The sequence below is a fragment of the Bacteroides sp. 43_46 genome (assembly GCF_001915455.1).
In the GTDB taxonomy this organism is placed as follows: Bacteria; Bacteroidota; Bacteroidia; order Bacteroidales; family Bacteroidaceae; genus Bacteroides; species Bacteroides caccae.
Genome location: NZ_MNQN01000116.1, coordinates 65,176 through 77,912 on the forward strand (window position 1 = coordinate 65,176; position 12,737 = coordinate 77,912).

A 12,737-nucleotide genomic window follows, 5' to 3' on the forward strand; every position below is an offset into this window, starting at 1 on the left:
TAATTTATTCAATTGTCTTTTAAACTAAAAACAACAAAAAACATTGTATTTATTCACTCTTCATTATCAATGCCGGATTGATGCGGACAGCCCTACGAACCTGCCATAACAATGTTCCTAAAGAGATTATTAATGTAAGAATAAAACCTGTTATAAATATATCGACTCCGACTGGAGCTTTCACTGTAAAGTCCTTGGTATAATCATGAATGATATAATAGGCCAAAGGAATAGCAACTGCAAATGCCGCCCCCAGTATATATATATACTTCCGTACCAGCAATAAGGCCACTTGTTTGCCTGTAGCGCCATTTACCTTGCGCAAGGCTATCTCCCGATATCTCTGGCGAATATCATACAACGACAGACCGAACAGGCCGAGACAGGATATGCAGATAGCCAGTCCGGCAAAAGTGACATAGATCTGAGTGGCTCTTTTATCTTCATCATACAACTTTTTCACTTCATCTTCCACAAACGAGTAATCAAATTCTCCCTGTCCCAACACTTCATCATGCAACTCTTTCAGAAAATCAACCGCTTCTTTACGCTTTCCTTCCACAATTGTCGCTATCAAAGGGTTAGTAGGATTATCTCCTTTATCATATAATATAGCTAAAGGAGCATCTCCTTTCGCCAAATGTCCTGTCCGAAAATCCTCTATTACTCCTACTATTTCGAAAGGAGGATTTTTCCCTTCATCTATTCCCATACTCCACCACAAACGTGATTCCGGCTGTAATGAAGCCTCCTCTATATTCTTTATTTGAAATAACTTCTTAGCTGTTTCGTTGATAATCATTTTATACTGGGCAAACTGATCTTTGTCGTTCCACTCCCTCCCTTCTTTCAGTTTCAATCCGAACATATCCATATACTCTTTATCGGCATTCATAAGGGCTACTTTATGTTTTTCTCCATTATCCGCTTCCAAGTTAATGTAAGGTTCCAGATTTATAGGAATTTCACCATAGCTCCATGTAACGAACAAAGGACACGCATTCATTTTCTGCTTAATGACTTGTTCTTTGTGCTGTTCCAAATCGTGCTCTTTCTGCCATTCTTCATCACTTGCATACCTCCTGTTTTGTGTCTCGTGTGACAGGAATTGGCAAGATATAATATCCTTTGCCCGATAACCCAAATCAGCATGAAGCATAGTATATAACTGGCGCACAAAATACAAGGAAACCACAATTAAACAGAAAGTGATGATATATTGAACGAATAGAAAAAATGCACGAGACACAATGGAATGTCCCCCGACACTGACTGAACGCAATGAGGTGATAGGTGAAGAGTAATTGTATCTTAAAAAGGGATAGATAGACGTAATTAACGGTAACCCGAACAATATAATAAGAGACAGTAGTAAATCAAACTTTAGATCCGGTTTCACGGGTATTGAATATACAGTTGCGAATAACCCTGCTGTAACCTCTATCAGCATCCATATAATCAGCATTGAAGTAGCAACCATACATAGATTTTCTGCATATATTTGGGAAAATACTTGAATACCACTCGCACCATACACCTTTTTAACTCCAAACTCACGCGCCCGCTTCAGTATAATAACCGTGTAGATATTGATAAAATTGAAAATTCCGACCAGCAACAGCATACATGCTACAACAGACAACACAATAACATGTTCTTTATTTCCTCTTAAGAAGAAACCGGATGCAGAGCTTACCACCTTATTAAAATATAGCTCTTTCAATGGAAAAAGCCTGAATTGTATAGGTGAATGACTAAAACAAATCAATGACTGTGGTTTAGAGATTTTTTCATTAAACTTAGCCAACTCCGTACCCTTAACCAAACGTGTTATACAAAATCCCATTCGGCTCCAATCCATATATTTTCCCTGATTCACAGGAGTTATCAAATCAAACTGCAAAGAGGATTTGGTATCCGGTTCATCTACAATTCCCCGTATAGTAAGTGTATAGCCTGCGGAAGAAACAAGTTGCTTTCCAAGCGGGTTTTCATCCTTAAAAAGATGTTTAGCATATTTTCGGGTAATGATCGCATCATCCGGACGTTGAATAGTCTTAATGCCTGAAATGACAGGATAATCCATTAGTTGTAGAAAGAAACTATCGGTCACTAAAACATTGGCTTGAAAACGGTGATCATCAACTATGATATAATCATCCTTAAAAGAAATGCAATATGAATACTTTTCTACTTCCGGATTCTTCATCGGATCAATAAAATTAGGATCATTATTCCTGTCCGTATTGTCAATTATTGAAATATGACCGTTACTTCTTTGAGCTGTCAATATATATAATTGATCCAGATCCTTGCAAAAGTGGTCTACGGTCACTTCCTGATGAATATAACGTACGATTATTAATGTTGCCGCTACACTAATCGCAAGCCCTATAATATTTATTATCGTATAAATTCTAAAACGAAACAGGGCCTTGATAGCTGATAACTGGTTCTTCATATTGCTTTTATTAAATAATATTCTTACTCACTTTTAATCACTTCTGCCGGATTCTGCCGGGCTGCTTTCCATACTCTCCAAATAATGCTCAGGAAAATGATAAGAAGCATTACAATAAATATTCCTCCATATATCCAAAGACTTATCGGAGTCTGTTTTACATAACTTTTAAGCCAATGTTTCATAATGACGTATCCTAATGGAAAAGCGATACATGATGCAATGATAAGCAAAAGCAGATATTCTTTAAAGAATAAATTCAGAATTGTTCCTATACTGGCACCATTGACTTTACGAATAGCAATCTCTTTACGACGTTGCTCGCACGATAAAGTAACTAAAGAAAAGATGCCGAATACGGCAATTGCTATGCATATAAAGGAAACAATACTCAATAGCATACTTAAAGAATTTTCCGATTTCATGTACTCATCGTATTTCTCCTCCATATTAATCAAACGTAATTCTGCATTCGGATTAACTTTATAAGCTTCTTCTCTCAATTTTTGAGAAACATTTTTCCAGGTACCCTCTTTAAACTTAAAAATCAAATGACCTCTACTTTCACTTTTTTGCTTGTTGTCCGGCAAGAAGAATATAGCTGGAGTAACCAGATGTATCGGGGCATTATAATAAATATTTTTAATAACCCCTTTTACTATACATTTTTCGTTCAGGTGTATCTTCTTTCCAATAGGATGATCCCAACCAAAAGCCTTTGCCGCAGCTTCATTTATAAGGACCGCCTCTTTCCCGTCTTTTTCATCCAACATATTACCTTCCAAAACTTCAACTTGGAAAAAATTAGCATAATCCTGATTGATGGTTTCCTTCTCTAACTTGATACGTTGTTCTTTGTCCGCCTGTCCTTCCCATTCCCTCACTTCATAACTATAAAATGACATTTTAGGAATAGGAGTATAAAAGCCATATAAACATTCTATAACATCAGGCATTTGTTCCAGAATTTCTTTAAAAGGAACACCTTCAAATCCATAACCGGAAGCTATAACTCCTATATTATGTCTATTCAACCCAAGTTCTTTTGAATTCAATAGATAATCCAGCTGTTTCATCATCACCATAGTACAAAACACCAAACCAATACTAACAAATAATTGAAAGGAAACACTTCCTTTATAAAACCAACCGGAAAGATGAAGATTTGATTTATGTTTAATACTATCAAGCAAAGACTGCTTGCTGACATATCGGATAAGTATGGCTGCCAGACTTATAGTTATCAATATTAATAATAATATATACATAAGCGTTTCACTATAATAGAATGAAGTATCCTCGGCTATTTGTGATAGAGATCTAAAGCCCGGTAAAATGAGTTCTATTATCATAAGTCCTAATCCCGATGATACAATGAGTAACAATACCAATTCCCAAAGAAGCAATGACAGCAAACTACCATTAGAAGCTCCATTTACTTTCCGTAATGCCAATTCACGTTTTCGCATTCGAATACGAGTAACAAGCATTGTTAAATAGTTACATAATCCACAAATAATAACCAAAGCTCCAATCCAGGCAAAAAGACGAATGTGATTCAATTTGACATTAACATCTTCTCTCGGATGTGTACTTCGTAAGGTAGATAATAAAGCAATAGGAGTAGACATTAACTGTTTATATGAGTCTTGTTGCACTTCATATTTAGCCAATCTTTTCTCCAATGCATTTATATCACTATTAGGGTAAATACGGAAAAGTGTATGGCTTCGTTGACTCCCCCAATGTGGATCTTGATCCTCATAAGGTAATAATATATCAAAAGGATATAAAGAATGACCTTCCCATGATTTTACCACTGCAACTATTGTCATCTTTGTATTATTTGTATTAGGAAATATAAATTGCTTACCTATCGGAGATTCAGTTCCAAATATTTGCTTAGCAATTTTATCAGTAATGGCAATCTGGTTATTCTCTAATCTCATACGGTTGCTTCCTTCTAATACAATAATATTAAAGATTGAGACAAAGTTTGAATCAACTCTTAATTGTTGTGTCTGATATACATTTTTCTCATATTCAATGGGTATTATGTCTTCTTGTATTATATGACAAGCCTTTTCTACTTCCGGACAGTTTTTCATTATATAATCAGCCAACAAACTTGACGAATAATAAGAGAATCCGTCTCCTTGCAAATCAAATTTATCACCTGCCAGATAAATACGGTCTGCTCCTTCATGAAAATTATCATACGTCATTTCATAACGAATCCATAATACGGAAAGCGCAAAGCAAGTAAACCCAACCGATAATCCAATTATGCTGATAAGTGTCTGCGTTTTGTATTTTACTAAGTTACGAAAAGCTACTTTTAAATAATGTGTAATCATAATATCACCATTAATTATTATTCATTCTTAATTACTTCTGCCGGATTCTGCAAAACAGCTTTCCATACTCGGCAGCCTATACATAGTAAGATAAAAAATCCTATAATTCCAAATATAGCTACATATATCCATACCTCAATCGGCGTTTGCCTTACATACCGATCAATCCATTGTTTCATTAAAACGTATCCAACAGGAAAAGCTATTATAACAGCTGTTGCCAGCAACAATAAATACTCACGGAAAAATAGATGAAGAATATGATATACTTGTGCCCCGTTGACTCTACGTATGGCAATCTCCTTACGACGTTGTTCACAAGATAATGTAACCAATGAGAATATTCCGAACAAAGAGATCAGAATACAAACTAATGATACGAAAGTCAACAGCTTCATTAAAGTACTTTCCGAACGGAGATACTTATCATATTCTTCCTCCTCATTAAACAATCGTAAATAGGCATTCGGAAAATCTTCTTTATGCATGGCCTCAATCGCTTTCCGGCATTCGTGCCAGGAACCTTCCTCAAATTTAAATAAAATACTGGCACGAAACAGCAGATAATTTTGTGCTTGAGGTTGTTGTAAAGCGATACATCCCGGAATACTTGTAGGCGGTTGATAACAGAAATTCCGGACAACTCCTACCACTCTATATGAATGAAGAATTTTGCCATCCTTCTCATATCCCAAAGTCTTTCCTACTCCTTGGTTCCAACCAAATATCCGAAGTGTATTTTCATCAATTACAATATCATTGGGAGCATTCTTTTCTGAGAGCAGTTCGCCTTCAATTAATTTCAAATCATAAAAATCAAAGAAATCCTTCATTGCAGGCATTATGCCAACAGTTATAGGTTCTTCTACTGCTTCAGACATATCCTCCCAATGGTTCATTTCCGCATACATCATTGGTCCGGTAGGGATAATCGGAAAATAACGGGGAGGCAGAACTTCGGTCACCATAGGTAAAGCTGCTATCTTACCGCCCCACTGTTTTATATCACCTCTCCATAATGCAACATTGGCAATATTATGACGTTCCATTCCTAAGTCTGTATGCTTCAGGAAATAAATCTGTTTCATTATAACCACTGTACAGAATATGAAAACAAGACTGACTATCAATTGTATAACAATCCCGAACTTACGGAAAGCATACGGTCTGTTTACTGAAACTTTCCCTTTGACAGCGTCTTGCAAAGTTCGGCGACGAAAATGATATAGTGGTATCTGAGCCAACAAAAGAGACAAAGCTATCACAATAAACAGATATACTAAAATCTCTCCATAATAAGAGTTGGGAGCTATTCGTGTGAACTCGAGGAAACGGGACATACATATTTCAATAAAGAACAATCCGGCTACCAAAGCTATAAACTGAACAATCAATAGTTCAACGGTCAACTGAACAAACAAATCTTTATTACCTGCTCCATTCACTTTGCGAAGTGCCATTTCACGCCTACGCATATATAACCGACTGATATAGAGAGTCAAATAATTAAATAACGAACAGATAATGACCAATCCACCGGCTAATGAAAAATATAAGATATAGCTAAAAGTAATCACGGTATCTTCCCGAGATACATAACCGGAATAGCGTAAAGCCGATAGCGGGGTCAATAATAGCTCTCCCAATTCATTTTCCTTCTCAATCTCATTGATACGGAGAGCAGCAATTTTTTTCTGAAATTCTTCCCCATTTGTCCCCTTACGAATGCGAACAAATAAGTTTTCATTCGCACTCCCCCATTGTGTATAATGTCTGGCAGAAGTTAATATACTATATGGAATATTGGAATGAGAAGACCAGCCACTCACGATTGCTCCAACTTTAGAAGCATGTCCACTAACCTCTACCTCCCGACCCAATGCCTCTTCCTCTCCAAATATCCTTTTAGAAAATTCTTCTGTTATAGCAATTTCCCCATTGGTTCCCTTCAAGAAGTTCACTGTTCCTCTTAATACTCGTATATTAAAAAAGTTCATCAAAACAGAATCTGCAGTAGCCGACACAACATCCTTCTCAGTATCCTTCACACGAAATTTAACTTTCTGTACGGAAGTAGAAGCCATTGTCTCTATTTCCGGATTACCTTTCTGTAAATAATCAGCTAAAGGATAAGGAGTAGAATTGGATATCTTACCAGGTTCATGTGCATAATGTGCACGCACCAGATAAATACGTTCCGCACCTTCGTGAAAAGTATCATAAGTCATTTCATAACGAATCCACAAAGTAGACAATGCAAAGCATACAAAGCCTACTGCCAATCCTAAAATACTCACAATACTTTGTACCTTATATTTCGCCAGATTGCGGAAAGCTACTTTTAGATAATGTTTTATCATCATACTCTTTTAATGTTACATGCTGACTTCAGTTACTACTTGTCCGTCGAACAGATTGATGACGCGATCAGCGTAACCGGCGTCATGCTGGGAGTGCGTTACCATTACAATCGTTGTTCCTTCCTTATTCAATTCGCTCAATAGCCCCATTACTTCTTTACCATTCTTTGAGTCCAGATTACCGGTAGGCTCATCGGCAAGGATCAATTTAGGGTTGGCAACTACTGCACGGGCGATAGCGACACGTTGCTGCTGACCACCTGACAATTGTTGGGGGAAATGTTTGCTACGATGAGTAATAGCCATTCGTTCCATGGCAGTCTCCACTCTCTTTTTACGTTCGGAAGCTGAGATACCCATATAGAGCAGAGGTAATTCAATGTTTTCATATACGTTCAGTTCATCTATCAGATTGAAACTCTGAAATACAAAACCAATGACTCCTTTACGGAGATTTGTACGCTGCGATTCCGTGTACTTCGAAACTTCCATTCCATTCAGATAATACTCTCCTCCTGTCGGATTGTCCAACAGTCCCAGAATATTAAGTAACGTTGACTTTCCACAGCCGGAAGGTCCCATAATAGCAACAAACTCACCTTGTTTCACTTCAATACTGACATTATTCAATGCCCAAGTTTCCACTTCTTCTGTCTTGAAAATCTTCTGTAAATTAATTGTTTTAATCATAATTGTACTATTTAAAAATTATTGAATTTATTCATTCTTGATAACTTCCGCAGGATTGAGTCGTACAATCCTTAGGATTCTAAAGATAACGGTTAGTGCAGTCAATAAAGTTACTCCTACAAATATTCCTACCCAATATAATATCCCGTCATTAAAGAATATCTGATATATTTCTTTCCACATATGGAGAATGACGTATACCACAGGAAAAGCTAATAAAGCCGATGTTGTCAAAAGTAACATATACAACCGGGAAAACAGTAAGATAATCTGTTTTATTCCCGCTCCGTTTATTTTCCGGATTGCCACTTCTTTCTGCCGACGTTCGGTGTCAAGAGTAATAGCTGAATATACTCCCAATAAAGTTATAATCAGACTTACAATAGAGAAAAATAAAGTTATATTCTTGAATTTAGTTTCCATGGCCTGTTGTTCAATGATATCATCCAAAAAAGTTGTTATTTCGGGCTCAACACTTTCCGGTAACACTTCCTGCAAAAGTTGGGTCATCCATTGGCGGACCTCTTCCTTTTTATCTGTGTAACACTTGATATAACAATGACCTACATTTCCATTATCTTTCATAGGAAAGAAAACATAAGGAGTCTGCTCCTCTTTATAAGCATAAACCGAGGGAGTAAAAGAAGACAATATACCGCGTACAGTATAAGCGTCTTTATAATGATAAAGAGTAGTCCCCAGTATATTTTCTTTTTCATTCATAAATATTTCATCGACCAATATATCATTATTGCCTTCCATATTTTGTCCTGCTGACAAGGGGATATTCATAAAAGAAATAAAATCAGGCGTTACCCTCATTATATTTATTTCCAGCCACCTATCCGAGTCTTTATCTAATTGTATGCCTGTACGATCCGGACTACCATTTAAGTAACCGTCTTCAGAAAGTAAGACATCTTTCACGCCTGAATACTGCCGGATACGTTCAACAAGCGCAACTTTTTCTTCATTTTTCATAAAAGTATAGTCCAATTTAAGACTTAATATGCTATTTTTCTCCGCTTTAGTCAACGTATTGTACAGCGTAGATATTGTAGTATTTGTTTGTAAATAAAGAGCGACAGTCATAGAAACGAATAGCCAACAAATGAAAAACTGGATTCCTAACATGCTATTACGAAAGAAATGCTTTTTACTTTTAAGCCCATTGCTCATGCCTAATTGTATGTTTACCCTACGGATATAAAAAGCAACAGAAAAACAGATCACAAATGTTGCTATGAGAAGAATGATAATATATTGTCCGGCTTGTAACATCAAACGCTCTCTATCAATGGACAAACTTAAATCAGACAATGAAATATGCATTCCGGAAGACAATATTTCTATGAGTCCGAACATAAATAAAGAAGCGATTACAATGACCAAAAACAATTGCACAAAAAGCATCATTGCCAGATGAAACATATCATTTCCTATTATCTTCCGAATTGTAAATTCCCGTTGGCGATTGATTATACTTCCAATCTGAAAATGGAAAAAGTTTAGTAAAGCAACTAATAAGATTAAAACTGCTACAATGCTAGTTATTGAGCTAAAGATGGTTATCATGTCAGAGTTGCCATTACTTTTTCCAATTGGAGAAACAATCAGGTCATAATCGCAATTAAACATTCGGTGAGTGACATTACTCTTTCTATACACTTCATTTAAATCTTTGGCTGTTCTGCCTTCATGAAGCAATCCGTAAGTATAAACGCCTGTCTGGTCATTATTACCGGTCATTTTAAATAATCCTTCACTATCGTTCAGAATGAGAACTTCAATTGTCCGCATGAAGTTCATACTGACATTGGCTGGAATATCTTTAATCACAGCCTGAATTGTGTATGAGATACCTCCGCTATCAGGAGTTGTTTTCGGAGAAGACCATATTTTGCTTGTCATCACCATACGTTTACCGATAGCCTCCTGATTATATGGAAATAATTTGCGTGCTGTACTTTCTGTTATTACTACCGCATTAGGAGTATAGGCTGCCACTCTCCACGAACCTGCCACAACAGTCGGAGTGAACAAACGATTAAAAAACGAGTCGACTTCTATGCATTCAAATGTATAGGGTAGTTTCTTTTCATCATTTGTATACACATCAAAAGGCCGTTGCCGTGCATAAGCAACTCTGGAATATGCTTCTACTTCATGTCCATATTCTTTTGTCAACTTCTCCGCCAATATTGCAGGAGTACCGGATAACATCCTACCTTCATCAGCTAAATTGATGTCTACCAAACGATGATAATTATTAAAACATTGGTCAACACTCTGCATATAGCGGCTACAATAGAAACAAATACTGAAGCATAGCAGTCCCACAGCCAAGCCTATGGTTGATATAAGATTTTGGGTTTTATATTTCATCAAATTGCGCAAAGCAACTTTTGAATAGTGCTGTATCATTTTGTTTTCTTTTATTTTCTAATTCAAATATGGTTTTCCTATTCATTTTTGATAGACTCCACCGGATTAACTCTGGCAATCTTCAAGATACGAAACCAAATCGTTAGTGCCGTTATCATAGCAACAGATATAAAAATCCCTGTCCAGAACCAGAATCCACAGTTAAAGAATACCGTATATATTTGTTTCCATAGCTGTAACACTAGGTATACTAACGGAAAGGATAGAGCTGCGGTAACCATCAACAAAGTTATATACAAACGGGTAAACAACCAGATAATATGCGACATTCCGGCTCCATTTACTTTACGGATAGCCACTTCTTTCTGTCTACGTTCAGTATCGAGGGTAATGCTGGAATATACACCCAACAAGGTAATGATGATACTGACGATTGCGAAAAACAGGATAGTATCTTTCAGCATATATTCCATAGCCTGTATTTCATATAGGTCGTCTTGAAATGTACGAACCTGATACGATATATTCTCCGGAAGTACTTCACGACGGATTTTCTCAATCCACTTTACGACTTCTTTTTGTTGTTCAGGGTAACATTTTACATAGCAATGGCCAACATATTCAGAAGGATCATAGAGCATAAAAGCATAGCCGCCACTATGATAATGGACATCAGCCTGGAAAGGAGTACAAACTCCACATACGGTATAATCATTATTTTGGTCATAAAAATTCATTCCAATTACATTCTTCTTTTGTTTGTTTTGCCATACTTTATCCATGACAAGGTCATTTTTTGTCCGGATAGTTCTGCCCTCCTCTATCGGAATATTCATAAAAGCAAAGAAATTCAGCGGAACGCACATAATATTGATATCAGTCCAGGAGTTGTCATTCCCTTTCTCGGTCATCAACAGGTTTCCGGATACTCCTTGTGTATAAGCAATATCTGCCAATAAGACATCTTTTACCCCTGCATGTTGCTGAAAACGTTCTACCACACTTAACTTCTCTTCATTTTTCATAAACGAATAGTCTAATGGAATGCTAAGAATCGCTTCTTTTTCTTTTTGGTTAAGCGTATGAAACAATGTTTGGGTTGTTTTCTCCGACTGTAAAAACAATGCGACAGTGAATGATACAAATATCCAGCAGATAAAGAACTGGATTCCCAGCATAAGGTTACGTCCCCACTGCTTACCTCGACGTTTATTTACTCCTCCATGAATGCCTGTTTGTATCGAAATTCTGCGAATACGGACAGATACAAACAGACAAATTGCAGCACAGAGCAATATAAGAAGAATGATATATTGCATAGCGTGTATCAAAAGAATTTCGGGCGGAAAAGTCATTGTAATGCCCTGTAGAGAAAAATCCATTCGGTTGCCAATCAATTCTATTCCCCATATTACTAAAAAGGAAGATATAACCACCACAATCAATGATTGTACAAACAGCAGGCAGAATTGTTGTTTCCAATTACATCCTGCCATTTTCATAATACTGTATTCTTTAGTGCGATTAAGAAAAGAACCGATCAGAAAGTGAAAGAAATTGATTAGTCCGACCAGTAATATCAATGTACCGACTATTCCTGTCACCCATCCCAACACAAAAGCACCTTTCTTCTGTGCCCTGTCGCTAATATAATTAGCAACAACCGCATAAGACTGATTATACATAGTATAACTATAATTACGCTTAGCAAACTGCTGCTCCAGTTCAGCTATATTCGTATTGGGAGAAAGCAAGACATAGGTTCTGGCTCCTGTCATATCGTGACGTTTCGTACTTCGGAAAAGTCCTTCACTATCGTTCAGAACCATTGCATCAGTATGCGTCATAAAACTAAAACCATTGTTTAGCGGGATATCTTTCATTACTGCCTGTACCGTATAAACAATACCTCCTGTTTTCGGAGTACTTTCAGGCGAAGTATGGAGTCGTCGCGCCAGAGTCAGATGCTTACCGATAGCACTTTCTATTTTACCGAATATCTTTATGGCAGTAGATTCACTTAAAATAACGGCATTAGATGTCCGGCTTGCCGTCTTCCAATTTCCGGCTACTATTTGGGGAGTGAATACCTTATTGTATAAAGTATCTATTTCTATCGTTTCAAGTTCGTATGGTAATGATTTTTCCTCTGAAATTTCGGCAAGATAAGAACGTTCACGCGAGTATGTCATACAAGAAATTGCTTCCACCTCTCCCATTGCCCATGTGCGGAGTTCTTCGGATAAAGCCACTTGTGTACCGGAAAAATATGTTTCCGTCTGATAATCATAAAGGTTTAATTCCACAATGCGAGTGTAATTACTGAAACAATGGTTGGTGGTCTCAACAAAACGACTACAATACATACATATGCAGAAACATAGTAATCCTACCGCAAGACCGATGATAGAAATTATATTTTGGGTCTTGTATTTCAGTAAATTACGAAAAGCAACTTTCAAATAGTGTCGTATCATATATTAT

At 36.8% G+C, this 12,737-nt stretch carries 6 protein-coding genes; all 6 read right to left on the reverse strand.

Annotated elements, in window-relative coordinates:
- Window positions 1–49: 49 nt before the first annotated feature.
- Genes BHV72_RS12300 through BHV72_RS12325 form a run of 6 tightly spaced genes read right to left on the reverse strand, consistent with a single transcriptional unit; the run spans window position 50 to window position 12,730 of the window.
- Window positions 50–2,461, reverse strand: a complete 2,412-nt coding sequence (locus BHV72_RS12300; RefSeq protein WP_122140683.1) for an ABC transporter permease — start codon at window positions 2,459–2,461, stop codon at window positions 50–52.
- A 23-nt stretch (window positions 2,462–2,484) separates the two neighbouring features.
- Window positions 2,485–4,818 carry an ABC transporter permease gene (locus BHV72_RS12305; protein WP_286856105.1) on the reverse strand — a complete coding sequence of 778 codons (2,334 nt, stop codon included), beginning with the start codon at window positions 4,816–4,818 and terminating at the stop codon, window positions 2,485–2,487.
- Between the two features lie 17 nt (window positions 4,819–4,835).
- Window positions 4,836–7,178: an ABC transporter permease gene (locus BHV72_RS12310; protein ID WP_286856119.1), complete on the reverse strand. Its 2,343-nt coding sequence runs from the start codon at window positions 7,176–7,178 to the stop codon at window positions 4,836–4,838.
- A 15-nt stretch (window positions 7,179–7,193) separates the two neighbouring features.
- The gene (locus BHV72_RS12315; protein WP_005675863.1) at window positions 7,194–7,868 is read right to left on the reverse strand and encodes an ABC transporter ATP-binding protein; all 675 of its coding nucleotides are present in this window, start codon (window positions 7,866–7,868) and stop codon (window positions 7,194–7,196) included.
- Between the two features lie 27 nt (window positions 7,869–7,895).
- Complete coding sequence (locus BHV72_RS12320) at window positions 7,896–10,292, reverse strand: FtsX-like permease family protein (RefSeq protein WP_032854967.1); 2,397 nt, start codon at window positions 10,290–10,292, stop codon at window positions 7,896–7,898.
- 38 nt (window positions 10,293–10,330) lie between these two features.
- Window positions 10,331–12,730, reverse strand: coding sequence for an ABC transporter permease (locus BHV72_RS12325; protein WP_286856106.1), 2,400 nt, complete (start codon window positions 12,728–12,730; stop codon window positions 10,331–10,333).
- Between the last annotated feature and the right edge of the window lie 7 nt (window positions 12,731–12,737).

What these genes read in the sequence shown, in the direction of transcription:
- BHV72_RS12320 (WP_032854967.1), bottom strand. Translation starts at nt 10,292, where the DNA reads ATGATACAGCACTATTCAAAAGTTGCTTTGCGCAATTTGATGAAATAT.
- BHV72_RS12305 (WP_286856105.1), bottom strand. Translation starts at nt 4,818, where the DNA reads ATGATTACACATTATTTAAAAGTAGCTTTTCGTAACTTAGTAAAATAC.
- BHV72_RS12315 (WP_005675863.1), bottom strand. Translation starts at nt 7,868, where the DNA reads ATGATTAAAACAATTAATTTACAGAAGATTTTCAAGACAGAAGAAGTG.
- BHV72_RS12325 (WP_286856106.1), bottom strand. Translation starts at nt 12,730, where the DNA reads ATGATACGACACTATTTGAAAGTTGCTTTTCGTAATTTACTGAAATAC.
- BHV72_RS12310 (WP_286856119.1), bottom strand. Translation starts at nt 7,178, where the DNA reads ATGATAAAACATTATCTAAAAGTAGCTTTCCGCAATCTGGCGAAATAT.
- BHV72_RS12300 (WP_122140683.1), bottom strand. Translation starts at nt 2,461, where the DNA reads ATGAAGAACCAGTTATCAGCTATCAAGGCCCTGTTTCGTTTTAGAATT.